Annotated in this window: 26 protein-coding genes, 1 tRNA gene and 2 pseudogenes; 11 read left to right on the top strand and 18 right to left on the bottom strand. The window is 67.9% G+C overall.

The window, feature by feature from the left end:
- Positions 1-81: 81 nt before the first annotated feature.
- On the top strand, positions 82-1,215 hold the full coding sequence (locus tag WDJ58_RS18210) for a mechanosensitive ion channel family protein (RefSeq protein WP_338914723.1): 1,134 nt from the start codon (positions 82-84) through the stop codon (positions 1,213-1,215).
- Between the two features lie 74 nt (positions 1,216-1,289).
- On the opposite strand, the gene WDJ58_RS18205 is transcribed toward WDJ58_RS18210, so the two are convergent.
- The 5 genes from WDJ58_RS18205 to WDJ58_RS18185 all read right to left on the bottom strand — a co-directional run bounded on the left by WDJ58_RS18205 (position 1,290) and on the right by WDJ58_RS18185 (position 5,915).
- Complete coding sequence (locus tag WDJ58_RS18205; RefSeq protein ID WP_338914722.1) at positions 1,290-2,504, bottom strand: MFS transporter; 1,215 nt, start codon at positions 2,502-2,504, stop codon at positions 1,290-1,292.
- 319 nt (positions 2,505-2,823) lie between these two features.
- A complete protein-coding gene (locus WDJ58_RS18200) occupies positions 2,824-3,117 on the bottom strand; it encodes a helix-turn-helix domain-containing protein (protein ID WP_338914721.1) in 294 nt (97 codons plus the stop codon).
- A 94-nt stretch (positions 3,118-3,211) separates the two neighbouring features.
- On the bottom strand, positions 3,212-3,877 hold the full coding sequence (locus tag WDJ58_RS18195) for an alpha/beta hydrolase (protein ID WP_338914720.1): 666 nt from the start codon (positions 3,875-3,877) through the stop codon (positions 3,212-3,214).
- Entirely contained in the window at positions 3,874-4,866 is a 993-nt protein-coding gene (locus WDJ58_RS18190) for a VOC family protein (RefSeq protein WP_338914719.1), read from the bottom strand. Before WDJ58_RS18190 ends, WDJ58_RS18195 begins: the two co-directional genes overlap by 4 nt.
- A gap of 83 nt (positions 4,867-4,949) precedes the next feature.
- Positions 4,950-5,915: an NADPH:quinone reductase gene (locus WDJ58_RS18185; protein ID WP_338914718.1), complete on the bottom strand. Its 966-nt coding sequence runs from the start codon at positions 5,913-5,915 to the stop codon at positions 4,950-4,952.
- A 307-nt stretch (positions 5,916-6,222) separates the two neighbouring features.
- On the opposite strand from WDJ58_RS18185, the gene WDJ58_RS18180 reads away from it, so the two are divergent.
- Positions 6,223-6,387 (top strand): DUF1328 domain-containing protein, encoded by a 165-nt coding sequence (locus WDJ58_RS18180; protein ID WP_380661644.1) that lies wholly within the window; start codon positions 6,223-6,225, stop codon positions 6,385-6,387.
- Between the two features lie 263 nt (positions 6,388-6,650).
- Here the strand turns inward: WDJ58_RS18180 and WDJ58_RS18175 are convergent, their stop codons facing one another.
- Entirely contained in the window at positions 6,651-7,343 is a 693-nt protein-coding gene (locus WDJ58_RS18175; protein ID WP_338914716.1) for a helix-turn-helix domain-containing protein, read from the bottom strand.
- 512 nt (positions 7,344-7,855) lie between these two features.
- On the opposite strand from WDJ58_RS18175, the gene WDJ58_RS18170 reads away from it, so the two are divergent.
- Positions 7,856-8,749 carry a hypothetical protein gene (locus WDJ58_RS18170; RefSeq protein WP_338914715.1) on the top strand — a complete coding sequence of 298 codons (894 nt, stop codon included), beginning with the start codon at positions 7,856-7,858 and terminating at the stop codon, positions 8,747-8,749.
- A 1-nt stretch (position 8,750) separates the two neighbouring features.
- Positions 8,751-10,466 carry a GMC family oxidoreductase gene (locus WDJ58_RS18165; RefSeq protein ID WP_338914714.1) on the top strand — a complete coding sequence of 572 codons (1,716 nt, stop codon included), beginning with the start codon at positions 8,751-8,753 and terminating at the stop codon, positions 10,464-10,466.
- Positions 10,467-10,526: 60 nt separating this feature from the next.
- On the opposite strand, the gene WDJ58_RS18160 is transcribed toward WDJ58_RS18165, so the two are convergent.
- The 10 genes and pseudogenes from WDJ58_RS18160 to mbhE form a co-directional block, all read right to left on the bottom strand.
- Entirely contained in the window at positions 10,527-10,910 is a 384-nt protein-coding gene (locus WDJ58_RS18160; RefSeq protein ID WP_338914713.1) for a hypothetical protein, read from the bottom strand.
- Between the two features lie 207 nt (positions 10,911-11,117).
- Positions 11,118-11,558: a GNAT family N-acetyltransferase gene (locus tag WDJ58_RS18155; protein WP_338914712.1), complete on the bottom strand. Its 441-nt coding sequence runs from the start codon at positions 11,556-11,558 to the stop codon at positions 11,118-11,120.
- Positions 11,559-11,609: 51 nt separating this feature from the next.
- Positions 11,610-13,241, bottom strand: a complete 1,632-nt coding sequence (locus tag WDJ58_RS18150; RefSeq protein WP_338914711.1) for an acyl-CoA synthetase — start codon at positions 13,239-13,241, stop codon at positions 11,610-11,612.
- Positions 13,242-13,384: 143 nt separating this feature from the next.
- Positions 13,385-13,778: pseudogene (gene mnhG, locus WDJ58_RS18145) on the bottom strand (monovalent cation/H(+) antiporter subunit G).
- Complete coding sequence (locus tag WDJ58_RS18140; RefSeq protein WP_380661642.1) at positions 13,775-14,065, bottom strand: monovalent cation/H+ antiporter complex subunit F; 291 nt, start codon at positions 14,063-14,065, stop codon at positions 13,775-13,777. The pseudogene mnhG and the gene WDJ58_RS18140 overlap by 4 nt, the downstream one beginning before the upstream one ends.
- The gene (locus WDJ58_RS18135) at positions 14,062-14,706 is read right to left on the bottom strand and encodes a Na+/H+ antiporter subunit E (RefSeq protein WP_338917875.1); all 645 of its coding nucleotides are present in this window, start codon (positions 14,704-14,706) and stop codon (positions 14,062-14,064) included. Before WDJ58_RS18135 ends, WDJ58_RS18140 begins: the two co-directional genes overlap by 4 nt.
- Before the next feature lie 44 nt (positions 14,707-14,750).
- On the bottom strand, positions 14,751-16,367 hold the full coding sequence (locus WDJ58_RS18130; RefSeq protein ID WP_338914710.1) for a complex I subunit 5 family protein: 1,617 nt from the start codon (positions 16,365-16,367) through the stop codon (positions 14,751-14,753).
- A complete protein-coding gene (locus WDJ58_RS18125) occupies positions 16,360-16,764 on the bottom strand; it encodes a sodium:proton antiporter (protein WP_338914709.1) in 405 nt (134 codons plus the stop codon). The genes WDJ58_RS18130 and WDJ58_RS18125 overlap by 8 nt, the downstream gene beginning before the upstream one ends.
- Positions 16,761-17,234: an MnhB domain-containing protein gene (locus tag WDJ58_RS18120; RefSeq protein ID WP_338914708.1), complete on the bottom strand. Its 474-nt coding sequence runs from the start codon at positions 17,232-17,234 to the stop codon at positions 16,761-16,763. The genes WDJ58_RS18125 and WDJ58_RS18120 overlap by 4 nt, the downstream gene beginning before the upstream one ends.
- Positions 17,227-19,821, bottom strand: a complete 2,595-nt coding sequence (gene mbhE, locus WDJ58_RS18115; protein ID WP_338914706.1) for a hydrogen gas-evolving membrane-bound hydrogenase subunit E — start codon at positions 19,819-19,821, stop codon at positions 17,227-17,229. Before mbhE ends, WDJ58_RS18120 begins: the two co-directional genes overlap by 8 nt.
- Before the next feature lie 420 nt (positions 19,822-20,241).
- Between mbhE and WDJ58_RS18110 the strand changes: the two genes are divergently transcribed.
- From WDJ58_RS18110 to hpt, 7 genes are all read left to right on the top strand, one after another.
- Positions 20,242-20,724 (top strand): type IV pilin N-terminal domain-containing protein, encoded by a 483-nt coding sequence (locus WDJ58_RS18110; protein ID WP_338914705.1) that lies wholly within the window; start codon positions 20,242-20,244, stop codon positions 20,722-20,724.
- 308 nt (positions 20,725-21,032) lie between these two features.
- Positions 21,033-21,533, top strand: a complete 501-nt coding sequence (locus WDJ58_RS18105) for a type IV pilin N-terminal domain-containing protein (RefSeq protein ID WP_338914704.1) — start codon at positions 21,033-21,035, stop codon at positions 21,531-21,533.
- Positions 21,534-21,535: 2 nt separating this feature from the next.
- Positions 21,536-22,051 carry a type IV pilin N-terminal domain-containing protein gene (locus tag WDJ58_RS18100; RefSeq protein WP_338914703.1) on the top strand — a complete coding sequence of 172 codons (516 nt, stop codon included), beginning with the start codon at positions 21,536-21,538 and terminating at the stop codon, positions 22,049-22,051.
- Positions 22,052-22,178: 127 nt separating this feature from the next.
- Positions 22,179-22,568 carry an antitoxin VapB family protein gene (locus tag WDJ58_RS18095; RefSeq protein ID WP_338914702.1) on the top strand — a complete coding sequence of 130 codons (390 nt, stop codon included), beginning with the start codon at positions 22,179-22,181 and terminating at the stop codon, positions 22,566-22,568.
- A complete protein-coding gene (locus WDJ58_RS18090) occupies positions 22,561-22,836 on the top strand; it encodes an AbrB/MazE/SpoVT family DNA-binding domain-containing protein (protein ID WP_338914701.1) in 276 nt (91 codons plus the stop codon). The genes WDJ58_RS18095 and WDJ58_RS18090 overlap by 8 nt, the downstream gene beginning before the upstream one ends.
- Positions 22,833-23,231, top strand: a complete 399-nt coding sequence (locus WDJ58_RS18085) for a PIN domain-containing protein (RefSeq protein WP_338914700.1) — start codon at positions 22,833-22,835, stop codon at positions 23,229-23,231. The genes WDJ58_RS18090 and WDJ58_RS18085 overlap by 4 nt, the downstream gene beginning before the upstream one ends.
- A gap of 72 nt (positions 23,232-23,303) precedes the next feature.
- Positions 23,304-23,873 carry a hypoxanthine/guanine phosphoribosyltransferase gene (gene hpt, locus WDJ58_RS18080; RefSeq protein ID WP_338914699.1) on the top strand — a complete coding sequence of 190 codons (570 nt, stop codon included), beginning with the start codon at positions 23,304-23,306 and terminating at the stop codon, positions 23,871-23,873.
- A gap of 361 nt (positions 23,874-24,234) precedes the next feature.
- On the opposite strand, the pseudogene WDJ58_RS18070 reads toward hpt, so the two are convergent.
- Together WDJ58_RS18070 and WDJ58_RS18065 are read right to left on the bottom strand one after the other, a co-directional pair.
- A pseudogene (locus WDJ58_RS18070) lies at positions 24,235-25,468 on the bottom strand (RNA-guided endonuclease InsQ/TnpB family protein).
- A gap of 99 nt (positions 25,469-25,567) precedes the next feature.
- Positions 25,568-25,642 (bottom strand) — tRNA-Met (locus WDJ58_RS18065).
- Positions 25,643-25,697: the final 55 nt, after the last annotated feature.

The raw sequence follows: 25,697 nt of genomic DNA, 5'->3' as shown, positions 1-25,697 counted from the left end.
GTCCACAGAAGTAACCGTGTCGCGCCCGACAGGTGTGAGCGCCCCGACACGTATTTACCGGTCGTTCGCCAACTCGATCCGATGCAACCGGTGGCGGCAGGGGAGTGGTTCGCGGCGTTCGAGCGGACGCTGGCGGGGCTGCCGGACTGGCAGGCGCTCGTGCTCATCGTGGTCGTCTCGCTCGGCGTCGCCCGCCTGATACAGGTCGGCGGCGACGTCCTCATCCGCCGGGTGACCCGCCGGATCGACGGCGAGGTCGACGACATCGTCCTCCGGGGGGTCCACCCTGCGGGGTACGTGACGGTCGTCCTCGTGGGGGCGTACCTCGCCCGCGAACCCATCGGGCTATCCGGTGCGCTCGACGTGGGCGTCACGGCGACCATCCTCTCGACGATCACGCTGGTCTGGATGGTCACGCTCCTCCGCGTCGGCCGGAAGGCCTCCCGGGCACTCGTCGAGTCGGCCGAGGGCATCGACGGGTCGATCGTCCCCATCTTCCAGAACGTCTGGACGCTCCTCGTCCTCGGCGTCGGGGGGTTCCTCCTGCTTTACTACTGGGAGATCAACGTCACGCCGCTGCTCGCCTCCGCGGGCGTGCTCGGCATCATCGTCGGGCTCGCGGCGCGGGACACCATCGCGAACTTCTTCGGCTCCATCGCGCTCTACTTCGACGGGACGTACAAGGTGGGTGACTACATCGTCCTCGAGACGGGCGAGCGCGGCCGGGTCGAGGACATCTCCATCCGCTCGACGGTCGTCCGGACGCGCGACGACGTCCTCGTGACCATCCCGAACTCGCGGCTCAACTCCGCGACGATCGTCAACGAGTCCGTCCCCGAGCGCGAGCGCCGCATCCGGATCCCGGTCGGCGTCGCCTACGGCTCCGATCTCGACCACGTCGAGGAGACCCTGCTGTCGGTGGCGGCGGCCGAGTCGCTGGTGCTCGAACAGCCCACGCCTCGGGTCAGGGTGCGGGGGTTCGGCGACAGTTCGGTCGACGTCGAACTGCTCTGCTGGATACGCGATCCGGTCCTCCGGGGCCGGGCGAGCCACCTCCTCAACAAGGGGGTGTACTCGGCGTTCGAAGAGTCGGGGATCGCCATCCCGTTCCCACAGCGCGACCTCCACGTCGTCGACGGCGGCCTCGGCGCACGAGGGGACGGGGCCGCAGTCCGGGCGGTCGACGAGGTCGGCACCGGGGCCGACGACGACTGAGGATCCGACCCGACCGGCGGGCGCGAGCCGGGGGGAACGATGCGGACGGCGGCGGCACGACTTGGTCCGACCGGTCAGCCGGCCGCGCCACGATCGCGGTCGTCCTTCGAGGGGAGCAGCAGCCAGAACACGACGATCGCACCCGTCAGCACGGTGAGAAAGAGGAACGCGGCGTCGAACAGCCCCGCGTCGGCGAAGACACCGACGACGGTCGAGCCGGTCGAGCCGACCCCGAAGAAAACAGTTCGAAGAAGCCCCCAGCCCGACCCCTGGACGTCCGCCGGGAGTTCCGGGACGACGTACGCGCTGGTGAGCGGCCCGATGGCGATGCGGATCCCGAGCACCGGGACCAGGACGGTGAGTGCGAGGCGGCCGTCGGTGTACGGGAGCGCGAGCAGCGTGACCGTCGAGAGGACGACGAGCACGAGTATCGTCGGCCGCTCGCCGTACCGGTCGGCGAGGGTTCCCGCGATCGGCTGGACGATCGCCGCGAAGACGAACAGGAGGCCGAACAGCGCCGCGGCGGTACTGGAATCGAGCCCCTTGACCTCGACGAGGTAGGTCGGGAGAAAGGAGAGGATGGCCTGGTAGGTGAAGATGAACAGGACCATCCCGGCGCTCGCCAGGAGGACCGTCCGATCCGAGAGGGCCCGCACGGTCCGAACGGCCGTCTCGCGCGCGGACAGGCCGTCGTCGTCCGTCGCCGGGGCGGCGGGGACGACCCGCCACAGCCCGAGACCCACGACCGCGAACAGGGGGAGGAGCGAGAGGACGGCGATCCGCCAGTCGAACCGGGCGGCGAGCGCCGTGACGACGAGCGGGAGCGCCGCGGCACCGATGCTCCCGGCCGAGAACGTCACCGTGTAGGCCGTGCTGACCGTCCTCGGGAACGTCCGCGAGAGGAGCATGTCGCGGGGTGTCCCGTACAGCCCCGCGCCAACGCCGAACGCCCCGCAGGCGAGCAGGAAGACCGCGAACAGCGGGGCGAGGTAGAACAGCCCGAGACAGAGCGTCGCGAGGGCGACGCCCCCGACGAGGAGCCGGCGCTCGCCGATCCGGTCGGCGACGACCCCGCTCGGGAACTGCATCGCGGCGTACGCGAACCAGAGGACCGTCAGCGCGAACCCCGCGCTCGTGTTGTCCACGAGGAACTCCGCCTTGATCTGTGGGAGGAGCGCCGGGAGCGCCACCCGGAACCCCTGGATGAGGAGCCAGCCGGCCGCGACCACGAGCAGCGTCCACCCGTGGCCCGCGCGGAGGCGACCCACCGCCTCCCGGACCGCGTTCATCGGGCGTCGACCCCACTGACGGGGTTCGAAACGGTGCTGTGCGGGCGGTTCGGTGGCACGCTCGGTGGATCGGCGGGGGACATCGGGGGTGGGCGTGTGCTCGCCGCGTCCGCTCACGAGTAATAACCCACCTACTCGGCGGCAGAGCGCCCCCGTCCCCGAGAGACGTCGAGCGCGTTCCGGGACCGCACGGGTTCACCTCCGCCCGGCGGGACGGGGGATTCGGTTCATCACGGGGACGGACGTTCTCCCGGGGCACGGACGGTAGCCGGAACGAACGGTTCGACAGATCGGGATCGAACGGACCGGTTGTGGGAGCCTACTGCGAGGCCGCCAGGGAGGCGTCCTCGACGGTCGAGGAGCCGTCCCGGAGCGAGTAGACGCGCTGTCTCGCGTCGACGAAGGAGGTCCGCGAGTCGACGAAGCCGTTCTCCTCGAGCCGTTTCAGCGCGTGCCGGACCGTCCGGCGCGGCAACAGCGTCTCGCCCGCGAGCTCGGACTGCGTGAGTTTCCCCTCGTACTCGAGCGTCTTGGCGACGAGCTTCGCACTGGGGGGGAGGTCACGGAGCACGCTCGCGGACGACTCGGACGTCGGAGGAGATTGGCCGGTCATCGTGGAGGAGTGGCACCGCCATCCTCTTAACCAGCCCTCAAGCGTGCGCAAGCCGCGCACATCCCGGGACCGACGGAGACGGCATCGTTCGGGCTCAGTCGGATCCGAGCAGGGCGTCGAGGGTCGCACCCACGGCGGCGAACTCCTCGTCGACCACCTCGTGGCCAACCCCCTCGTATATCCGTTCGGTCACGTCGCCGCCGAGCGAGCGGAGTATCTCGGCCGTGCGGTGGACCCGCTCCTCGGGGACGTGCTCGTCGGCGTCACCGCACCCCAGGAAGACTGGGGTGCCGTCGAGCGAGCCCTCGAACGGCGGGTCGGCGAGGCGGTCTTCGGGGCCGACGAGCCCGCCGCTGAGGACGAACACCCCGCCGTAGCGCCGCGGGTGTCGGGCCGCGAACTCCGCGGCGAGACAGGCCCCCTGGGAGAACCCGCCCACGACCACCCGCTCGGCCGCGAGGGTCCTCGTGGCCCGCTCGACGACCGCCCCGACCCGTCGGAGCGCCGAGGAGAGGTGCGGCTCGTTGCGCCCGACCGGCGCGAGGAAAGAGTGCGGGAACCACCGGCTCCGATCGGCCTCCGGCGCGTAGAAGGCCACGCCGTGACGGTAGAGCGGGTCCGCGAGACGGACGACGCCGTCGGCGGTCGCTCCCCGCCCGTGGAGCAGGACGACGGCCACCTCGGTCGCTCCCGCGGGCGCGCCGGCGGTGACGAGCGGCCCGTCCGCGTGCGGGTCGGAGCCGTCCCGGTTCCCGGTCACGTCGACTCGACCCGTGGGGGTGAGATCGGCGGGAGCTGTGACTCGATCATCTCGCGGTCCTCCTCGGCCCAGTCGGGCAGGACGAGCGACTCGCCCATCGTCTCGGGGGCTCCGGGCTCGTCGACCGCCAGCCCGGGCCCCTCCGTCGCCAGCTCGAACAGCACCCCGCCGGGACCGCGGACGTAGATCGACCGGTAGTAGATCCGGTCGCGAACCCGCGAGACGTGGTAGTCGCGCTCGCGGAACAGGTCGTGCCACTCGAAGAGTTCGGCCTCGCTCCCGACGCGGACGGCGACGTGGTGGAGCGTCCCGGGACCCTCCCGGCCGTAGGCCACATCCCGGTCGAGGAGGTCGACGACGGTCGCGGCATCGCCCGGTGCCCGGTATCGGACGCGAGTACCCGAATAACCTGCCGAGCCCTCCGCGCCGTCCTTGCCAGCTGGTTCGGGCTCCTCGCCGACGAGGTCGAACCCGAGCGTCTTGAGCGTGCTCGCGGTCGCGTAGGGGTTCGTCGGGAGCACCGTGACGCCGTGGATCCCCCGGATCGCCGATTCGGCCGGGACCGGCCCCGACTCCCAGGAGTCGAGCGGCGACTCGCCGGCGACGAGTTCGACGTGGGTCCCGTCGGGGTCCTCGAACCGGAGCACCGTCCCGTCGAACCGTTCCCGGTACTCGGGGTCGACACCTCTCCCTTCCAGTCGGCTCGCCCAGTAGTCGAGCGATCCCGGGGGAACGGCGAACCCGACGGCCGCGACCTGCGGTTTTCCCACTCGACCTGGGGGGTCGCCGGGGTAGGGGAAGGCGGTGAACAGCGACCCGAGCGCCCCCGTTCCGTTCCCGTAGTAGAGGTGGTGCCGGAGGATATCCTCGTGGTTCACCGTCCGTTTTACGAGCCGGAGCCCGAGCACGTCGGCGTAGAAGTCGAGGCTCGGTTGCGCGTCGCCGACGATGCCGGTCACGTGGTGGATGCCGGGGGTGTCCTCGACCATGAACGGGTCACGGTAGGCCGTCCAGGATCAAGTCGTGACCGGTCACGGCACCCTCGCCGGGAGCGTGCGGGGCGAACCGGGGATCAGGGCTCGACGACGAGCTTCCCGAGGAAGCTGTCCTCCATGACGGCCCGCTGGGCCTCCCCGGCCTCCTCGAGGTCGTAGCTCCGGGCGACCTCGATCGAGAGGGCGTCCGTCGACATGAGGTGGGCGGCCCCGTTCAGGAGGACCCGGATGTCGGGCGTGTTGAACATGGACATGAACTGGTAGCTGACGTCCTTCGAGCGGGCGGCACCGTCGTTCGAGAACGCCGGATCGGGGCTGTTCTCGCCGATGCCGATCACCCTGCCATGAGGAGCGGCCACGTCGGCGTCGAACTGCATGTAGTCGTCGAGCCGGTGGTCGAGGACGACGTCGACGCCCCCGCCGGAGGCGTCGAGGACGGCGTCGGAGAGGTCCTCCCGGCCGTAGTCGAGCACCGTCTCCGCGCCGAACGCCGAGAGCGCGTCGTGGTACTCGGGGGCGGCGGTGGTGATCACGCGGGCGTGGACCGCGTCGGCGATCTGGACCGCGGCGTGGCCGACCCCGCCCGATCCCCCGTGGATCAGGCAGAACTCGGCCGGCGAGAGGTCGGCGTGGTCGATCAGCGCCCGCCAGGCGGTGCCGGCGACGACGCCCGCCGCGCCCGCCTCGGTGAGGTCGGCGCCGTCGGGGAGCGCGACGACGCGGTCCTCGGGGACCGTCGCGTACTCGGCGTACCCGCCCTGGTAGGTGTCGTTGCCGATGCCGGTCCCGTAGACGCGATCGCCGGGGTCGAACCCCTCGACGTACTCGCCGACCTCGCTCACGACCCCCGCGAGGTCGACACCGGGCGTGAACGGGAGGTCGGCGGGCGTGTACGACCCGTCCCGGAAGTAGGTGTCGACGGGGTTGACGCCCGCCGCGCGGACCTCGACCAGCAGTTCGTGTCCGCCGGGATCGGGACGGTCGACCTCGGTCACCTGCAGTACGTCCGGCCCGCCGTGTTCCTCGAACGTGACGGCTCGCATGATCTCCGGGAGACCGCGAGGGGCCATAAGGGTAGGCGTGAGCCGACCCGCCTCGGATGACGGATCCAGTCGCGTTCGGACGGACCGCCCCCGAGGAGTGATAAACGGCCTGCGGACGCCTGCAGAGGGGTTAGGCGCGGGGAAACGGTCTATCGGGTGCCATGCGAACTACACCGAACGCCAGGAGCGACCGGGGGGTCCCGGCCGCAGCGGTCGCGTCGAGCGGAAACGTGCGTCACGGCAGCGGGGCCGGCCGGCCGACGGGGGGATCGCTGTGACCCTCCCAGTTCCCGGCTTCCTTCCCCCGATGCTGTTCTCGGGGGACTTCCTGTGGGCCGCGATCGTACTGTTCGCCGTCGCCATCGTGGCGGGGGTGCTCGGGCTGCGTGGGATCGCCGGCGTCTCGATGGAGATCGCCCGGATATTCGTCATCATCTTCATCGTCCTGGCGGTCATCGCGCTCATACTCTGAACGCGGGACCGACGGGCGAGCACGGGTCGGTTCCCGATCGGCGGAAGGACCGCTCCGGTTCGACTCGATGTCGTGACCGGCCGAACGGGAACCCGTCCCTCTCCGACCCGTGCTGTAGCGACGAGAGAGCGTCGAGAAGCGATCCGAACCCGCTACCGGACGGTGATCGTGTTCTCGTTCGTGCCCCGGCAAGCTGAAAGGACGGAGCCGATGGCTATCGTAGCCGTGGCCGAGTTCCGGGTCCCTCCGACGGGCGGGCTGAGCTATCCTCTCGAAGCGACCCGGTTGTCGACTTCGGCCTCTTCGGGCAGTTCGCCGTCCGTGACCCGCTCGCTGACGAGCGACCCGGTCGCCCGACGGAGACGCTCGGAGAGCGCCTGGTGGGAGACGTCGAGTTCGCTGGCGAGCTCCTTGAGGGAGGTCTTGCGGGGGACCTCGTAGTACCCGCGTCGCATCGCCAGTGCGAGCGCCCGGTGCTGGCCTTCGGTGAGGCCGGACCGGCCCTCGGGGCGGCCGTCGAGCTCCCGGATGGACATGAGGTCGAAGGAGAGCCCGTGTTCCTCGCAGAACCGGTGCGTCTCGGAGAACGCCTCGCGCTCCGGGTAGAGCAGTCGGAACTCCCACCGGCCGTTCCGACCGTAGGCGTCGAGGATCGACGCCTCCGCGCTCGTCAGCATCCCCAGGAGCAGCTCGACCCGTTCGACCCAGTCGATACGGTAGAGCATGTCCGTTCCGGCCTCCGAGACGGCCGTGGCGGTCCGCACGCTCGGGTCGTCATCCAGTACTCGCTCGACTTCGTCGCGGTCCGCGTATCGGACTCTGAGAAGGGGCATCACGGCGTCGTCACCGCTCCGGACGACGCGCTCGCACTCGACCTCCACTCCCGACAGGGTCGAGAGCAGGTGATCGAGCGCGAGTTCTGCTGCCGGAATCTCCCCCTCGATGATCGTCGCCATGGTCCCCCATCGACGGGACATGATAATGCTATGGGTTACCTACGTTTTTTCCTACGGTTGGAACGGTCGAAACGGAGTCCGGCGACGAGCGGAGCGGCCCGTGAACGGTTGGAACGGAGGCGGGCCCGGTGGGGTCGCCGGTGCGGACGGGCCCCTCACAGCGTCATCTCGTCTGTGGCATTCGACCGAGCGTACCGGCGACCCGCACACTGATTCCCATCAACTGATACTACCGACGCCGATCCCATCGACGGTTGCGCTGGCTTCGACGGGGCTCAGCTTCTCCCCGCCACTCCCATCCCCATCGGCCGCCTGTACTCGGGCACCCGCTCGATACGCGCAGACGATCCGTCCGTACCGATGGGCGGTACGCCGGACCCGAAGTGGCCGGCACGCCGGGTGCGATGTAACCACAGGGAAGACACGGACGCCTCGGTCGGTGATCCGAGGTCCTCCCGGCCGGTCCCGCCCTCGTGGACAAGTGTCTTGACGTGGGGGGTCGACGGGGAGGCATGGGAGACGCGAGTCTGTGGAACCGGATACTGCGTGGGTCGACCTCGGCGTGGCGAACGCTGGAGGCCCTCGTGGGGCCCGAGCCGGATCCGGACACGGACGTACACACGAAGCTGACCTTTCGGGCGGTGGCCGACGCCGTGGTCCCTGAGACGCCCGAACTCGCCGACGAGCTCGGCCCCGAACACGTCCCCGGTGGGGCGAGCGTCGGTCTCGGTGACTTCCTGGTCGTCTACGTCGACGACCTGTTCCAGTTCGGGCTCCCGGACGTCGGCATCCGGGGGAACCTCCCGCTGGCCGGCCCGGTCGCCGATCTCATCGACGCCGCGGCGCTGGCGCTGCTCGAGCGGGGCGAGAACGAGGACGACCCGAGCCACGAACGCGTCGTCGACCTGCTCGATCCGACCGATCGGGATCCGGCGGCGAGCGCCGGGGCGACGGGGACGTTCGCGACGCTCTCCCGCCGGGACCGGCTCCGTGCGCTGGGCCGCCTCGAGGGGTTCGAACTCGAGATGCGGGCGTTCGACGGGGAGCTGTTCGAGTTCGACGCGGGGCTCGTGGGCCAGCTGGTCGTCGGGTTCGCGGAGATGATCTACTACAGCGAGTGGCAGGGCTACGGGGAGTTCGTCCGCGCGCCGAACGAACTCACGCACCCGAACGACCGGAGGACGGTCCAGAGCTGGCGACAGACCGGCTATCCCGGAACCGCCCCGGGGTACGCCGCGCTCCGGGGATACCTGGGGGCCGAGGGGAGCACGCTCGGGGACGGCGAGACCTGGACGACGATAGACGACGACTCCTCGCCGGTTCGCCTCACCCACGGCTCGGGGTCGTTCCGCGAGAACGACTACGACACGAGCGACTACGAGGAGCCCTACCCGGAGGTGGCCTGAGATGGTCGAGAATCGTTACGACGCGGTGATCGTCGGTGCGGGCGGTGACGGACCGGTCACGGCCTGGAAGCTCGCCGAAGCGGGGCTGTCGGTGTTACTGCTCGAAGCCGGGCCGTTCCACGGAAACGAGCAGTGGCCCAACCCTCACGAGGAGCCCGGCGGGGAGGCCTCTTCGAGCGTCGAGGATCTCAGCGGGGAGCTCCTCGACGAGCAGTTCACCACGCGGGAGTTCGAGATGATCAACAAGCTCGTCTTCGGGCCGGCGGACTACGAGCGGGGGTTCTGGTTCCGGAAGTTCCCCGGGGACGGCGCGATCCTCCAGTGTTCCGGGGTGGGCGGCACCACCCTCCACTACACGGGCTGTCACCCCCGTGCGTACCCGGCCTCCATCGACGAGCAGGACCACTGGCCGATCGACTACGCCGACCTCCTCCCCTACTACCGGGAGATCGAGGCGATGTGCGAGGTGACGCCCGCGCCGGTGACGGCGAAGGAGGAGCTGTTCTTCCGCGGGGCCGCGAACGCCGGCTGGGACCTGCTGGACGACCTGAACGTGACGGGCCCGGGCTACCGGCCCCAGCCGAACGCGATCCGGCAACCGGACGAGCGCCTCCACGTCGACGCGGGCTACGACGGCGACTTTCGGTACCCGGAGATCGAGGGCGACACGCTCGCGCTCGGTAACATCGCCGGCAACCCCCATCCCCGGGGTGCGCCGTTCGAGGAGAAGGCAAAGCGGGCGAGCAACGTCAGTTTCGTCCCCGCCGCGATGCGGACCGGGAACGTCACGGTCCGACCGAACGCCTTCGTCACCGACATCCTGACCGAGACACCGCTTGGCGACGAGCCGACGGCGACGGGCGTGCGGTTCCGCGACACCTGGTCGGGCAAGCGAGAACGGGTCGACGCGGACGTCGTGGTGCTCGCGGCGGGCGCGGTCGAGACCCCGCGGCTGTGGCTCAACGCCGACCTCCCGAAGAACGAGTGGGTCGGCCGGGGCATGACCATCCACTTCGGTGACAACGTGATGGGGCTGTGGGACGGCGACGACCTCGAGGCGACGATCGGCAAGCGGACCGTCGACCAGTTCGAGGGCCAGGATATCGCCGCCCGATTCGACTACCCCGGGCTCGGGATGCTCCAGACGGTCGGGACCACGCCCGGGATCGGCGCGATCCTCGGGTTCGGTAGCAGCGCGTCGGGGTTCGCCTTTCAGAACGACCCGGAGGACGCCCCCTGGGACACGATGGGCCGACTCGCCGGGACCGAACTCAAGCGCACTCTCGCGGGCTACCGTCGGATGCTCCAGATCCTGGTCGTGAGCGACGACCGGCCACACGAGCGAAACGGCATCTCCGTCGTGGACGGCGTCGAGGACGAACACGGACCGATCCCCCTGGTGAACTACGAGCCGAGCGAGGGCGACCGGAAACGACGCGACCGCCTGGCCGAGATCGCCGCCGAGATACTCCGTGAAGGCGGAGCCTCACACGTCCACCGCTCGGATTCGCCGCCGACTGCGCTCCACATCCACAGCACGATGGCGATGGGAAAGGTGGTCGACGAGGCCTGCGAGGCCTACGACGTCGACCGGCTGTTCGTCGCCGACCACTCCGCCCTCTCGAACGGCGTCGGCGGGGCGAACCCCACGAACACGGGGCAGGCGCTCGCGGCACGCACCGGCGAGCGGATCGTCGAACGCTACTTCGAGGCGTAGACACGAGAGCGCCGCACACCGTTCGCCGTTACACGGCTACTCCGCCCGTCGGCGCTCGCCTCAGGTCGTGATCTCGACCGGCTCCGGTCGCTCCCCCTCGATTTCCGTGTCGTCGGTCCGCCCGGACAGGCTCTGCCGACCGAGGCGCATCCCGAACCACATCCACAGTGGATACGCGGCGAAGAGGAGTATCGCCAGCACGTCGTGACCGGCGCGGCGCGTCAGCCGCGTGTTGAGCCCGGAGTTGAGCATCCATCCCGATCCGCGGGTCAGCCGGCTGCCGTCCCACCAGGGGAGCACGTCCAGGTAGAGCAGCCCGCTCACCCCCCAGAACAGCCCGACGACGGCGAGCGAGATCCGTCGACGGCGGCTCCCCTCCGGGACGAAGCGGCCGAGGCACAGTCCCGAGGCGAACAGCACCGGCGGATCGAGTAGGAAGCTCATGGGTATTCCTCACACCATGATGCACGTGCACGAATATCACTGTAGCGCTCGATACGGTCGACGAACGCTGGGGTACGACCGGGCGCGCCCACACCCGCGGAACCTGACGAGCGATCGCCCCCGCCTCGTACGGACGGTTGTAGTCTCTTACTGGTGGCCGCCGACCCCGTCCGGGCGATCACCGGTAAATCGTTACAACCGTCCGTATCAGCCCTCCTCGAACGTCCTCTTGAAGGTGTAGCAGTAGCGGTCCATGCCGAGTCGGTCCTCGTAGAAACGGTGGGCGTCCTCGCGCCAGAGGCCCGACTCGAGCGTGATGCTCTCACAGTCCCGTTCGCGGGCCCAGTCCTCGAGAAAGCCCATCAGTCGGCCCCCGTGTCCCTCCGACCGACGGTCCGGCCGGGTGACGAGGTCGTAGACGAACAGGTGCCGGCCGTTGTAGAAGTTCGTCCGGATTCCCGCGCCCGCGACGGCGAGGACTCCCTCGTCCTCGAAGACCGCGAACAGGTGGTAGCCCTCCTCGCGCATCTCGCGGAGGTACTCGAGGTAGGTCGTCTCGGTCAGGTGGTCCCGGAGCTCTTCGAGGACGGGGAACGCCTCGCGCCACTCCGCCTCGGTCGTGAGCTCCCGGATCTCGGTGTCTCCCATGCGGACCGGTGAGAGCGGGGGAGCGAAAGCGTTGCCCCCGTGGGGACCGCTCTACCCTTCCGCGCCGTGTTCCTCCTTCTCGGCCTCCCGGAGTTCGATCCGGCGTATCTTCCCGCTGGAGGTCTTCGGGAGCTCCGAGACGAACTCGATCCGGCGCGGGTACTTGTAGGGGGCCGTGGACTCCTTGGTGAACGCCTGTATATCCGAGACGAGTTGGTCGCTCCCTTCGTATCCCTCCGCGAGGACGACGTAGGCCTTGACGACGTTCCCCCGCTGCTCGTGGGGGCTCTCGACGACGGCGGCCTCGGCGACGGCCTCGTGTTCGATCAGCGCGTCCTCGACCTCGAACGGCCCGATGCGGTAGCCGGCGGAGATGATGATGTCGTCGGCCCGGCCCTCGAAGAAGAAGTAGCCGTCCTCGTCGCGGGAGGCGAGGTCCCCAGTACGATAGTAGTCGCCGTCGAACGTTCGCTCGTCGAGGTCGGGCCGCTCGTAGTAGCGGTCGAAGATGCCCGGACACCCCACGGGAACGGCGATCTCGCCGATCTCCCCCGTTTCTACCTCGACCTCCTCCGCGGGGTCGATGATCGTGGTCCCCATCCCCGGTGCGGGCTTGCCCATGCTCCCCGGCTTCACGTCGATGCCGGGGTAGTTGGTCACGAGCGCGACCGTCTCGGTCTGCCCGTAGCCGTCCCGCGGGGTGACGCCGAATGCCTCCTCGATGGCGGCGATCGGTTCGCGGTTCAGCGGTTCGCCCGCCGAGAGCACCTCCCGCAGCGAGACGTCGTAGCTCCCCAGATCGTCGACCTGGCTGAACATCCGGTACTGCGTCGGGACCGCACAGAGCCTCGTCACGCCCTCCTCCTCCATGAGTTCCAGGAACGTCTCGGGGTCGAACTCGCCGTCGTAGACGAACTGGGGCGCGCCGGTGGTGATCCCCACACCGACGGGACTCCAGAACCACTTCGCCCAGCCCGTGCCGGTGGTGGCCCACATGAGTTCGTCCGAGAAGTCCGTGTCCCGTTCGTACCCCCACCAGTACCGACCGTTGATCAGCTCGAAACACCGCATCCAGCGGTGGCGGTGCATCACCGGCTTGGGTCGGCCGGTCGTCCCGCTGGTGTAGTTGATCGTCATCGGATCGGTCGAGGACAGGGCCGGCCCCTCGTGTTCGTCGGAGCGGCCGTCGAGGAGGTCGGCGAACGAGTGCCAGCCCTCCTTCTCGCCGTCGAGGACAATCAGCGTCTCTAGCGGCGTGTCGTCTACAACGGGCTCGACCATGTCCGTCAGCGACTCGTGACAGACGACCGTCGTGGCCTCGCAGTCCTCGGCGCGGAACGCGATGTCCTTCGCACGGAGCATCGACGAACAGGAGACCACGAGCGCGCCGCGCTTCAGGACCCCCAGCTGGATGGCGAACGCGTCCGGGTGACGCGGGAACAGGTGCATCACGCGGTCGCCCTTCCCGACCCCCAGGTCGGCGAGCGCGTTCGCGAAGCGGTTCGTGTCGTCCCGGAGGTCGGCGAAGGTCCGTTCGGCCCGCCCTCCCGCCTCGTCGCGGAACGTCAGGGCGACGCGGTCGCCGAACGACTCGGCGTGCGATTCGATCACCGCGGGGAGGTTGTACTCCTCGGGGACGTCCCACTCGAACTCGGCGAGTTCGCGTTCGTAATCGATATCCATGACGGACGCTGACGGAGGAGCGACTAATATTCTTGCTCGTCGGCCCCCGCCGGGGCGAGTACCGGTGCCGGCGAACGTCCCGGTCCGGGAAGGTGGGGTTCGTCCCGCGTCCGATCCGAGGCCTCCCGATCCTCGCGGTCGGCTCAGTCGCCGCTCCCGGGCTCGGGGTCGGTGCCTTCCTCGCTCCCGTCGCCGGTCGGATCGTCGACCCCCAGCCCACCGGGCCAGGTGACATCGCCGTCGAAGTCGACGCCCATCCGCTGGGCCGCCCGTGAGATCATGTGGGCCCCGGTCGGCGCGGTCAGGAACAGGAAGACGATGCCGACCAGCGAGACCAGCCCCGCGCCCTGCGGGCCGAAGTAGGCGAACCCCCCCGAGGAAGATCGAGGCCGCCCCGAGCGTGGTCGCCTTCGAGGTGGCGTGCATCCGGTTGTAGACGTCCGGGAGCCGGACGAGCCCCACGGTCCCGACCACGAGGAAGAACAGCCCGATCGCGACGAGCACGGTCACGACGGCCGCCTGGAGCGTCCCAGTCATTCGATTATGTCCCCCTCCGTGACGTAGCGCGCGACCGCGATGGTGCTGATGAACCCGATGATGGCGAGGACGAGCCCGACGTCGACGAAGTAGCCCTCGCCCGACTGGATGGCGAACAGGACGGCGATGGCGACGACGTTCGTCCCGATCGTGTCGAGGCCGACGACCCGGTCGGGGGTCGTCGGCCCGCGGATGACCCGGTAGCCAGCGACCAGCGTCACCGCCGCCGAGATGACCAGCCCCCCCGAGGAGGACGGCCTCGAGGAACGCCGGCGTGGTACTCTCAGCGACCATCCTCCTCACCTCCCTCGTCGACGGGATCGCCCCGGTCGTCGACCGAGACCCCCGGCGGTTCGCGCGGTATCTCGACATTCGGATCGCGCCCCTCGAAGATGACGAGCGCGTAGTCCTCCCAGGTGCGTATCGGGTCGACGAGGCTGTCGCGGTCCCTGGCGGCGATGGCGTGAACGTACAGCGTGTTGGTCGTGGCGTCGTGGTCCATGGTGAGCGTCCCCGGGGTGAGCGTGATGCTGTTGGCGATGGTGGTGATCGCGGCGTCGCTCTCGACGCGCAGCGGGATGGCGACCACGTCCGGCCTGATGGGCATCGACGGCGCGAGCACCCGGTAGGCGACGTCGACGTTCGCCGTCAGGAGTTCGCGGACGAACACCAGCACGTAGAGCGCCGCGTACGGCAGGACGCGGATCTCCCGGCCGAGCGGCACGCGCGGGAGGTAGTACCGGCGCAGCGCGAACGCCGTCGGGAGCCCGACCGCGAGGCCGATGAGGAACTCCCCGAGGACCGTCCGAACGGTCGCCTCTACGGTCTCGCCGGGCGCGACCCCGCGGACGAACAGCCAGAGGACGGCCAGTACGACGCCGACGACGGGCCACTTCGGTACGCCCGCCGCCTCGCGTTCGTCGTCCACGTCACCCGTCGCGGTCCCCGCGTTCGAGTCGGCGTCGGCGCTGCTCACGGGCTCACACCCCCGTTCAGGGCACCGGCCCCGTCCCCGGTCGCCTCGGCCGCCGTCGCCGGGTCGACCGCGTCGACGTAGCCCTGCGCGTCGAGGGCGGCCTCGGCGGCGTTCTCCGCGGCGGCGAACAGCGGGTCGAACCCGACGCCCAGCAGGACGACGACGCCGGCGAGGGCCGCCGTGACTCCCACGAGTACCGGCTGTCGGGTCGAGACCACCACGGCGGGCCCGACCTCGCCCCAGAACCCGCGGTTCCACGCCCGCGTGACGTACGCGATGGTGAACACCGCACCGACGAGCGCGACCGCGAGCCCGAGCGCCGAGCCGGCCCGACCGGCCACGTCGAAGACGAGTAACTTCCCGAAGAAGCCGACCAGCGGCGGGATGCCAACGAGCGCGAGCCCGCCGACGAAGAACGACCCCGCGAGGATCGGCTCCCTGCCCGCGAGCCCGCCGAGGTCGGCGAACCGGTCGGTCCCCGTCCCGCTCCGGATCGCGCCGCTGACGAGGAACAGGAGCGACTTCGCCAGGCCGTGGTTGACCGCGTAGACGAGCGCCGCGGTCACGCCGAGGACGCGGAACTCGGGGGCGGTCGCCGCAACTGCCAGAGGGAGGACGACGAACCCGATCTGCCCGATCGAGGAGTAGGCCAGCAGGCCGTCCATCCCCTCCTGGCCGACGGCACCGATCCCCCCGAGGAGGATGCTCGCCGCCGCCGTCACGAACAGTACCGGTCCGAAGAAGGCGAGGAACGACTCGCCGCCGACCCCCGGGAGCGACACCGGGATCGAGGTGGCCGCGAACACCATGAAGTAGAGCCGGATCACGGCGTATATTCCCACCTTCTTGACCACGCCCGCGAGCACCGCAGTCACGGGTGCCGGGGCGGCCCGGTAGGCCGCGGGCACCCAGAACTGGAACGGGACGATCCCGGCCTTGAGCGCGAACACCGAGAGGAGTACCGCCGAGATCCCCAGCACGGGAGCGGGGTCGATGCCGTACGCCGCCGGGTCCGCGAGCCGTCGGGTCATGTCGGCCATGTTCAGCGTGCCGGTGGTGGCGTAGAGCCCGCCAATCGCGAGGAGCATGACGGCGCTCCCGACGAGGTTCAGCAGCGAGTAGAGCAGCGCCGCCCGGGTCTGCTCCGGCCCGGAGTAGAACACCACGAGCACGTACGAACTCATGAGCATCACCTCGAACCAGACGAACAGGTTGAACACGTCGCCGGTGAGGAACGAGCCCGTCACGCCGACGATCATGAAGTGGTACAGCGGGTGGTAGGAGAGCCGGGCGACCTCGCGGTCCATGAACGACAGCGAGTAGACGAGCGCCGCGAGCGAGACCACGGCGGTCAGCCCGAGCATCAGGATCGAGAGCGGATCGGCCACCAGGGAGATGCCGAACGGGGCGGTCCAGTCCGAGACCTGGTAGACCAGTCGACCGTCGGCGTCGGCGGCGACCCGCGAGGCGAGCCACAGCACCGCGAGGCCGTAGGCCCCGCCACCGATGACCGAGACCCCGCGCTGGAGTCGCGGGTACGACCGGAGCGCGAGCGCGAGCACGGCCGTGACGAGCGCCGCCAGGAGCGGCGCGACGACGACCTGCTCAGTCATCGGCGCTCACCCCCGAATCGGTCGACCCGCCGGCACCGTCGGCGTCGTCCATCCCGCCGGCGATGCTGTCGAGGTCGATGGTCCCGTGCTCCTCGTAGAGCCGGTAGGTCACGACGAGCGCGAACGCGGTCGTCGCGAAGCCGATCACGATGGCCGTGAGGACGAGCGCCTGGACCAGCGGGTCGACGACCGTCGCCTCGCCGGCGTGGCCGTGTCCGAGTATCGGCGCGCCCGCCCCGCCGGTCGGCCCGATGCCGACGGTGACGAGGTAGACGTTCGCCGACTGGGAGATGATCGCGACCCCCCAGACGGCGCGGACGACGTCGCGCCGGAGGACGAGGAACGTGCCGAGGCCGAACAGCAGGGCGAGCGCCACCGCGAGGACGAACTCCGTCATTCCCGACCCACCACCGAGAGGACCGTCAGGAGCGATCCGACGACGACGAAGTAGACGCCGATGTCGAACCAGAGCGCCGAGGCGATCTCGAGTTCGTGGTAGACGGGGACGCCCTCGAGGAAGACGACGCCCTGGGTGAGGAACGGTAGCCCGAGCAGCATCGAGCCGATCCCCGCCGCGACGGCGATGGTCAGCCCCACGGCGAACGCGCGAGTGTACGCCCAGGCCGACCCGCCGAGGACGGGCTCGAACCGCTCCTCGTCGTCGTCGATCAGGTCGTGTCTCACGGAGTCGATGCCGTAGACGACGTACAGCAGCGCGAACGCCGTCGTCGTCAGCACGCCCGCGATGAACCCGCCACCCGGGAGGTTGTGTCCCTGGAGCAGGAGCGCGATCGCGGTGAGCGCGATGAGCGGGACCACCGTCCTGGTGACCGTCTTCGCGATGACGGTCGGTTCGCGGTCAGCCACCGGAACCACCTCCCGTGCCGTCACCGTCGGAACGGAGGTCCGACGAGGATCGGCTCGCCGCGCTCGCCTCTCCGCCGTCCGTCGCCGCCGCGCTCCCCGCGTCGGCGGTGCCCGTGGTCCCCTCGCGCCCGCGGCCGCGCATGGCTACCATCGTCAGCACGGAGAGGGCGGCCAGCGCGACCACGCTGATCTCCCCGAGCGTGTCGAACGCCCGGAAGTCGACGAGGATGACGTTCACGATGTTCCCGCCGCCGCCGTAGTCGAAGAAGTACGGCCCGTGTTCGGCGGGGACCGGCGCGCGCTCGACGAAGTAGCTGAAGATGGGATCGTCCGGCCGGGCGGCCGTCGCCAGCATCACCGTGATGAACACCGTCGTCCCGACGGTCCCCGCGATGAGGAGGTCCGTGACGGCTCTCCTGCGCTCGATCTCCCCGTAGTAGGCGGGGAGCTTGTCGAGCACCAGGAGGAAGATGACGAGCACGAGCGTCTCGACCACCAACTGGGTGAGCGCGAGGTCGGGTGCGGAGGCGAGCACGTAGAAGACGGCGACCATGAACCCGAGGATCGAGAGCGTGAGCACGCCCGCGACGTGCGAGGGGGCGGCGACGACCGCGACCGCCCCGACGACCGCCACGAACAGTACGAGCACCATCGGGATCGCGACGTCGACGCCACCGAGCGCCGGGAGGACCGCGCCCGTGGCGACGTAGCCGCCGAGCGCGAGCGCCGAGACTCCAATAAATAGCGCGCCGGCGTAGGTGCGGAGCAGCCCGGTGTGGACGTATCGGTCCGTCGTGACCCCGAACCGCTCGGCCCCCGCCGTGAGCGTGTCGTAGTACCAGTCCGGGCTCCAGACGGGGACCGACCGCGCGCGCCGCACCCCGCGGTGGAGGCTCCCGTAGCCCTGGTAGGCGACCGCGCCGATGGCGATGGTGAGCAGGCTCATTCCGAGCCACGGCGTCGGATCCACCAGTTTCGCCAGCGAGAGTTCGAGCGCGTGGGCCTCGAACCCCGGCGGGAGCGCGGACTCGAACGCCGACTGGACGATGCCGTCGATGGCGATCTGCGGGACGAGGCCGACGACCAGCGCGATGACGGCGAGGAGTGCGGGCGGGGCGAGCATCGCCAGGGGCGGCCGGTGGACGTGTCCGAGTGCACTCGGTTTCTCGCCGAAGAACAGCATCAGGAACCGGATCGAGTAGAGGAAGGTGAACACGGAGCCGAACACCGCGAGCGCGGGGTAGACCCAGTACAGCCCACCCTCGTGGACGGCGACGAGGTAGGTGGTCTCGTAGAGAAGCTCCTTCGACCAGAAGCCGTTGAACGGCGGGACGCCGGCCATGCCGAGGGCGGCGATCGCGGTGATCCCGGCGACGATCGGCATCTCCCGCCGGAGGCCGCCGAGTTCGTCTATCGCGCGCGTGCCCGCCTCGTGGGCGATAATCCCGGCGACGAGGAACAGCGTCGCCTTGAAAACCGCGTGGTTGAAGATGTGGAACGCGCCGGTCTCCGCGCCGAGTTCGACCCCCTCCGCGCCCGCGAGGCCGAACGCCGCGACGATCAACGCGAGGTGCGAGGCCGTCGAGTAGGCGAGCAGTTCCTTGATGTCCGTCGCACCCACCGCGAGGATCGCCGTGATCGCCATCGAGATCAGCCCGAGAGTAGCGAAGACGAGCATCCAGTCGGGCTGTGGGGTCTCGGGGAGGAACAGCGGCCTGACCCGGCCGACGAGGTAGACGCCGGCCTTGACCATCGTGGCGCTGTGGAGGAACGCCGAGACGGGGGTCGGGGCCTCCATCGCGTTCGGGAGCCAGGAGTGGAACGGCACCTGCGCGGACTTGGTGGCCGCGCCCATCCCCACGAGGAGCATGACCGGGAGGAACAGCCCCGCCTCGCGGAGCCCCTCGCGCATCACCTCGCTGTTGCCGATCATCGACTCCAGCTCGACGGTCCCGCCGGAGAGGGTCGCGGCCCGATCGCCGACGAGCGTGAACGTCCGGCCGATCTCGGTCCCGCCGGAGACGTACGCCAGGAGCAGGAAGCCGACGAGCATGAACAGTCCCCCGGCGACGGTGATGAGCATGGACTTCCGGGCGGCGTACTGGCCGGACTCGTCGCCGTAGTGGCCGATGAGCATGAACGACGTGACCGAAGTGAGCTCCCAGAACAGGAACAGCGCGACGAGGTCGGCCGCGAGCGCGACGCCGACCATCGCGCCCATGAAGGCGAGGAGCGTCGGGTAGTACTTGCGCTTGCCCGGCTCGGCGTGCATGTACCCGTAGGAGTAGGTGAAGACGAGGACGCCCATCCCGGTGGCGAGGAAGGCGATGAGTGCGGATAAGCCGTCGAAGTAGAGCGTGAGCGAGATGCCGAGCGAGGGCACCCACGGCATCGTGACCGCGCCCTCGGCACCGTACTGGGTGGCGAGGAGGCCGAACGAGGCCGCGGCGGTCCCGGCGGCGAACAGAGCCGTCCGCTCGCCGAGCACCCGGTAGAGCGGGTAGGCCAGCGCCGCGCCGAGGAACGGCAGGGCCAGCGCCGCGAACACGACGGCCGGGCTCGGGAGGACGGCCGGAGTCGGTTGCACGGGGGGAACGCCGGAGGGGCGAGACTTAACGGTTCTCAAAACTGTGAGTGACTTCCGGGAACGGCCGGGCGTCCAGCAGTGATCCGGGTCCCGCCTATCCAGTTCCGGTTCGGTGACTCCCCCTGAGAACCACGTCCGACCCGCCGCCCGGAAGCACTCGGGACGATTTCGGGCGCTACGGACCCCGCTTCGCCGCTTGACTCCCGGAGGGGATGCCGCTCACGGGGGATATCGCCTGCTAGCACGGCTCCCCGACTCATTTTTCGATCCTCAGTTGGCGCTTAATAATGACTTGAGGATACGCTATACCAGCCGCGACGAGCCGGGACCGAGTGCACGAGGGGTCGTCCCCCTCCATCCGGGCGAGAGACGCCCGTGGTGATAAAGCGTCCCGAGCGTTCTCGCGGGAAGACAAGACCCATGGAAATCAGAAACCTGCTGAAGGACGAGGAGGCGGTGTCGCCGGTCATCGGCGTCATCCTGATGGTCGCCATCACGGTGATCCTGGCCGCCGTCATCGGCACGTTCGTGCTGGGCCTCGGTAACCAGGTGCAGAGTACCGCTCCATCCGCGAGCTTTTCGTTCGACTATGCCGAGGGTACAGCCGATTCGCTCGATATTGTTCATGACGGTGGTGACAGCATTAACGAGAACCGGCTTGCCGTCGTGCTCTCGGACGCGGCTGGAACGTCCGTAACCGATGGGGCGAAAGATGTCGATACGCTCGGTGTCACCGCCGATTCTGACGTGACTGCCGGAACGACGATCGAGGTAACCGACGCAAATGTCAACGATGGCGACGGCGACCTCGACCTCAGTGGCGCGACTGTTCGCGTGACTTGGACCAGCGAGAGCGGCGACTCGTCGTCGACACTCGGTCGGTGGTCCGGCCCGGACGCCTGAGCTGGCGAACACTTCGTTTATCCGTGGACTCCGTAGAGACCTCTCACCCCAGCGGGTCAGGATCGAACGACCCACAGGTATCTGCCCGTATCTGTTCAGTAGATCCTCTACGCATCTCTACCGCCGTTTCAAACTCTGATTCCTGATCTGCTTTTAAGAGGCATCCGGATAAGATGGAAACCAACCGGGTGTCGAACCACGGTGGGATCTGGGGTGGAGGGTGGACCGGGGGACCGAAGTAGTCTCGCTCGGTCGGACGCGGCTCCGTACCCCTTCTCGGCGTGACCGGCACACGGCACGAGACAACAATGAACATCAGACAACTGTTCACGGACGAGGAGGCGGTGTCGCCGGTCATCGGGGTTATCCTGATGGTGGCGATTACCGTCATTCTCGCCGCGGTCATCGGCACGTTCGTGCTGGGCCTCGGCGATCAGGTGCAGAGTACCGCCCCGCAAGCGAGCTTCAACTTCGATTATACATCGGACAGCGGCTCAAGCGAGGGTTCTGTAGCTATCACGCACGACGGTGGTGACTCGATTCCGGACACTCAGCTGAACATCAAGTCCACAACAGACTATGCTGCGAACAGTTCTTACGTGACTGCCTCGACATCCTCGGCTTGGTCCGCTGTGGACACTGCATCGAAGTCCGGCAATAGTGTCGCTGCTGGTTCGTCCGCCACCATCACAGAAGATGACGGGACGGGCAGCAGTGAGTTTGACACTGCTACGGTTCGAGTAACTTGGCAATCGACTAATGGCGATCAGACGGCTACGCTCGGCAAGTGGAGCGGTCCTGACGCGTAACGATGAGATTGAAATCCATCTTTACGGACGAGGATGCAGTATCACCGGTCATTGGCGTCATCCTGATGGTCGCCATCACGGTCATCCTGGCCGCGGTCATCGGCACGTTCGTGCTGGGCCTCGGCGACCAGGTGCAGAGCACTAGCCCACAGGCGAGTTTCAACTTCGACTACACTGAAGACGCTACGGACGATTCAGACGAACTTGTCGTGACGCACGATGGTGGTGATTCCATCGCTGCAGACCGACTCAACGCCACTGTTTCTGGGGCCGTTAATGACGCCTCAACGTCTGTCAGTCTTGGCGATGACGTGTTCCCAAATGAGATTACCGCAGGTACCTCGGATACCCTTGACAATACTATGTTCAAGGATTCCACGGGTACTGCCAAGATATCTGGCAACTCCGGTGACGATGCAGATCTTGATCTTTCGGGCGCATCAGTCCGTGTCGTCTGGACCTCGGAGTCCGGCGAGAACTCCGCCACGCTCGGCAAATGGAGCGGCCCCGAAGCGTAGACTGACTAACCCTTTCTGATTTCTTCCTCCCGCCGAGTAGATACTCCCCCAGGCACCGTCGTCATATTCCGCCAAGCGCTAACCCGAGACAAACACTAAACGATCGGCTGCATACACCTGCGTGCACGTGTCGAAGAACGTCCGGCTCTCGGAGGAGGCGTACGAGCGCCTCGCGCCCCACGAGCGGGACGACGAGACGTTCTCGGACGTCGTTTTCCGTCTGGCAGACAAGCGGTCGCTGCTCGAACTCACCGGGGTTCTCACCGACGAGCGGGCCGACGCACCGGAGGCTGCGGTCGAGGAGCGACGCGAGCGCCGCAACGAGGAGCTCGAATCCATCGCCGACGAGAGGGGGGGTAACGTGCTCCTCGATACGACCTTCCTCGTCGACCCGATACGCGGTGACGAGGCGGCCGTCGAGAGCTCGGCGTCGAGGCCGTTACCTGCTGAGACCGGTCGGGATGGCGGTACCTTTAGTCTTACTCGAATTATCATGATGGATTCGAACGATGAGTAGTACGAACGAGCCCGTAGTAGTACGCGTCTCCCGGAAGGGACAGGCGACGATTCCGAAGCCGCTCCGGGAGAAGTTCGGCATCGAGACGCCGGGCGAGATGTTCGTCTACGAGGAGGACGGCCGGATCGTCCTCGAACCGGTCCCGTCTCTCGACGAGCTGCACGGCATCCACGCCGGCGACCACGAACCGGGCGAGGTGCTGGCGAAGGTGCGTGAGCTACGGAACGAGGAGGAGCGGGCCGACAGGCTTCGTCCCTCCGAGGGATGACCGCCGCCTACGTTTTCGACACCAGGGCGATAATCGCGTTTCTCTACGACGAGCCGGGACACGAGTACGTCGGAGAACTACTCGAAGCGGTCGACGTGGGCGACTACCTCGTCGCCCGCTTCGAGGGAACCACCGACGAACGACCCACGACCGCGTCGCTCCGGACGGCCGATCGCGACGTCCGCACGCTGACCCGTCTCGGCGTCTCTCTCGAACGGGCGGACTGGCGGCTCGCCGGTGAAGTGAAGGCTTACGGGGACATCTCGTTGGCGGACGCCTCCGCGGTGGCGCTGGCTCACGAGCGGGGTGCCACCCTGCTGGCCGGCGGTGACGACGACTTCGACACGCTCCCAGTCGACGTCGATGTCGAGCGGTTCCGCGACCACGGCGTGTGATCGGTCTGCGAGCGTTCGTCTCCGTCTGCTTCACACCGCCAGGCTTTACCCGACCCCCCGCACACCGGCGACATGGACCAACTGCGGGAGTCCCTGCTCGACACGCCCGTCGTCGAGAAGGAGGGGTACCACTACTTCGTCCACCCGATCAGTGACGGCGTCCCGATGCTCGAACCGGGCCTCCTCCGCGAGGTCGTCATCAAGATCATCCGGAAGGCCGACCTGGAGGACGTGGACAAGATCGTCACGCCGCAGGCGATGGGTATCCACATCTCGACGGCCGTCTCGCTGATGACCGACATCCCGCTCGTGGTGGTCAGAAAGCGCGAGTACGGGCTGGCGGGAGAGGTCTCCCTGTCGCAGGTGACCGGCTACTCGGAGTCGGAGATGTACGTCAACGACGTGAACCTGGGCGACCGGGTGCTCGTCCTCGACGACGTGCTCTCGACGGGCGGGACGCTCTCGGCCATCACCGGCGCGCTCGACGAGATCGGCGCGGAGGTCGTGGACGTCGTCGCCGTCATCAAGAAGGAGGGCGGGGAGAACGCCCTCGAGGAGACGCCCTACGAGGCGAAGACGCTCATCAACATCCGCATGGACGGCGACGAGGTCGTCGTCGTCGACGAGAACGGCGACGGGTAGGCCTAGCGACAGAACCGTCGTCCTCGAAATCACTACTATCGGCTTATCGAAGAGTCCGCTGTGAGCGCCGTGGATCGTGCCTCGTTTGACGGTACTCCCCCTGCGCATTCGGTCTTCCGCGGGCCGTTGGAACCTTTGGGTACCTACGGTTTTAGTGGAGTCCTGAACCCTCGATTTGTGTACATCTCCGGGCGACATTCGTAGATTGATTCATTAGACGGGCGGGTCCTCCCGGTACATTACCGACGTGAGGATGGCCGCTCTATCGTGTGCCTATCCTTGGGAGTGGCTCTCCTTTTCGATCAACGTCTCGGGTTCGCTAAGCCCATAGCGGGAAGTAGATATCGGTCGTCGGTCGCCATTAGGCGACCGACCTATCGGCGAACTCCTCCTCTGACCCGTCCGGGTAGGGGGTGAACGCTCCGTTCGGACTCACAGTCCCCGATTTCAGGGCACACCGACGGGTGCCCGTCCGCGACGACGACTGAGGGCCGTCGCGGACGTACCGTAACGCGATGTTCTTCGCAGCGTTGTAGTCCGCGTTCGACGTCGAACCGCAGTTCACGCACTCGAATCGAGAGCGTTCCGGCCTGTTCTGACGCGCTTGATGTCCGCACTCCGCACACAGCTGGGATGTGTATCGAGAATCGACGTAGTCGACGCTGATCTCGTATGCTTCGGCCTTGTACTCGATGAATTCACAGAGCTGACGATAGGCCCAGCGGTGGGCGAACTCCCCTAGCCGCGATCGTGTCGTATATCCCTTCGAGTTCCTCAAGCGCGATAACCGAACAGTTGTGACTCCGAGCTTCGTCCACGATCGCACGCGATATCTCGTGGAGTTCGTTCCGGATGTATCTGCGCTCCTGTCCCGCGATACGCCGTACTGTGAGATTTGCGCTCCTGGTCCCCGTCTTTTCGAGCGCTCGGCGACGGCGCGCGTGCTCTCGACAGACGTGCTGTAGTTCCCGCCCCGAGAAGAACCGGGCGGTACTGGTGACTGCCAGGTTCTCTACGCCGAGGTCGACCCCGAGAACCGTTCCGTCCTCGGCGGTCTCCCGGTCGGTAACTCGCTTCTTGAACCCCATGTGGAGCCGGAATTCGCCGTCCTCGACCGTCAGTGTGCTCTCTCCGAGTGTCCAGGAATCGTCATCGAGGAATTCGTCCTGGTAACCACCTGGTTCGTCCGGGAGCGCGAGTTCGACTCTGACCCGGTTTTCTACGGTCGCGAGCGAGACCGTTCCGTCGTCGAACATCGTCATACACCGCGGGTCGTACGTGATGGTCGGGGCTGTGAAGGTCGGCTTGCTTGTGGACCGCCCTTGTTTGCGGTGTTCCACACAGGACCGAACAGTACTTGCCGCCTGTCGCGTCGCGAGTATCGAATGCTGGCTTCCGAGATCGGTCCGCTCCCTGATCTCGCCGTACCCGGCAGACTGGACTGCCCCCGCGTCAGTCATCTCCGGCCATGCGATCTCGACGGCGATGTTACAAGCCGACTGCCAGTGGTCGATGGTTTGTTCGAGGAGCCGACGGTCCGACTCGGTAACTCGAAGGCGTGTCACCGCCGTCCGGTACCGGTATCCGTCGGCCATACAGGGATGTATCGGGCGTTATCATTTATTAATCTCTGGCCGCCTCGGTGAAAGTGAAATACGCGGTGAGAAGACTCAACAGGTAGAATTTCGGAAGAATAGCGGGAGGACGATTTGAACGTCCGATCTCCGGGTTATGAGCCCGGCGGAATCTCCTGGCTATCCCATCCCGCTACCAACCCGTAGAGGAACTCGCTGTTTAACGCTTGTGTTTCGGTCGCCGTTTTCG

The organism is Salinirubellus litoreus (genome assembly GCF_037335815.1).
GTDB lineage: Archaea > Halobacteriota > Halobacteria > Halobacteriales > Haloarculaceae > Salinirubellus > Salinirubellus litoreus.
The sequence above is the reverse complement of the archived record's forward strand: the minus strand, read 5'-3'. Positions and strand labels throughout refer to the sequence as shown.

Bases quoted from the DNA above. Each gene is read 5' to 3' on its own strand.
- WDJ58_RS18210 (WP_338914723.1), top strand. From the start codon at position 82: ATGCAACCGGTGGCGGCAGGGGAGTGGTTCGCGGCGTTCGAGCGGACG.
- WDJ58_RS18205 (WP_338914722.1), bottom strand. From the start codon at position 2,504: ATGAACGCGGTCCGGGAGGCGGTGGGTCGCCTCCGCGCGGGCCACGGG.
- WDJ58_RS18200 (WP_338914721.1), bottom strand. From the start codon at position 3,117: ATGACCGGCCAATCTCCTCCGACGTCCGAGTCGTCCGCGAGCGTGCTC.
- WDJ58_RS18190 (WP_338914719.1), bottom strand. From the start codon at position 4,866: ATGGTCGAGGACACCCCCGGCATCCACCACGTGACCGGCATCGTCGGC.
- WDJ58_RS18185 (WP_338914718.1), bottom strand. From the start codon at position 5,915: ATGCGAGCCGTCACGTTCGAGGAACACGGCGGGCCGGACGTACTGCAG.
- WDJ58_RS18180 (WP_380661644.1), top strand. From the start codon at position 6,223: ATGCTGTTCTCGGGGGACTTCCTGTGGGCCGCGATCGTACTGTTCGCC.
- WDJ58_RS18175 (WP_338914716.1), bottom strand. From the start codon at position 7,343: ATGGCGACGATCATCGAGGGGGAGATTCCGGCAGCAGAACTCGCGCTC.
- WDJ58_RS18170 (WP_338914715.1), top strand. From the start codon at position 7,856: ATGGGAGACGCGAGTCTGTGGAACCGGATACTGCGTGGGTCGACCTCG.
- WDJ58_RS18165 (WP_338914714.1), top strand. From the start codon at position 8,751: ATGGTCGAGAATCGTTACGACGCGGTGATCGTCGGTGCGGGCGGTGAC.
- WDJ58_RS18160 (WP_338914713.1), bottom strand. From the start codon at position 10,910: ATGAGCTTCCTACTCGATCCGCCGGTGCTGTTCGCCTCGGGACTGTGC.
- WDJ58_RS18155 (WP_338914712.1), bottom strand. From the start codon at position 11,558: ATGGGAGACACCGAGATCCGGGAGCTCACGACCGAGGCGGAGTGGCGC.
- WDJ58_RS18150 (WP_338914711.1), bottom strand. From the start codon at position 13,241: ATGGATATCGATTACGAACGCGAACTCGCCGAGTTCGAGTGGGACGTC.
- WDJ58_RS18130 (WP_338914710.1), bottom strand. From the start codon at position 16,367: ATGACTGAGCAGGTCGTCGTCGCGCCGCTCCTGGCGGCGCTCGTCACG.
- WDJ58_RS18125 (WP_338914709.1), bottom strand. From the start codon at position 16,764: ATGACGGAGTTCGTCCTCGCGGTGGCGCTCGCCCTGCTGTTCGGCCTC.
- WDJ58_RS18110 (WP_338914705.1), top strand. From the start codon at position 20,242: ATGGAAATCAGAAACCTGCTGAAGGACGAGGAGGCGGTGTCGCCGGTC.
- WDJ58_RS18105 (WP_338914704.1), top strand. From the start codon at position 21,033: ATGAACATCAGACAACTGTTCACGGACGAGGAGGCGGTGTCGCCGGTC.
- WDJ58_RS18100 (WP_338914703.1), top strand. From the start codon at position 21,536: ATGAGATTGAAATCCATCTTTACGGACGAGGATGCAGTATCACCGGTC.
- WDJ58_RS18090 (WP_338914701.1), top strand. From the start codon at position 22,561: ATGAGTAGTACGAACGAGCCCGTAGTAGTACGCGTCTCCCGGAAGGGA.
- WDJ58_RS18085 (WP_338914700.1), top strand. From the start codon at position 22,833: ATGACCGCCGCCTACGTTTTCGACACCAGGGCGATAATCGCGTTTCTC.
- hpt (WP_338914699.1), top strand. From the start codon at position 23,304: ATGGACCAACTGCGGGAGTCCCTGCTCGACACGCCCGTCGTCGAGAAG.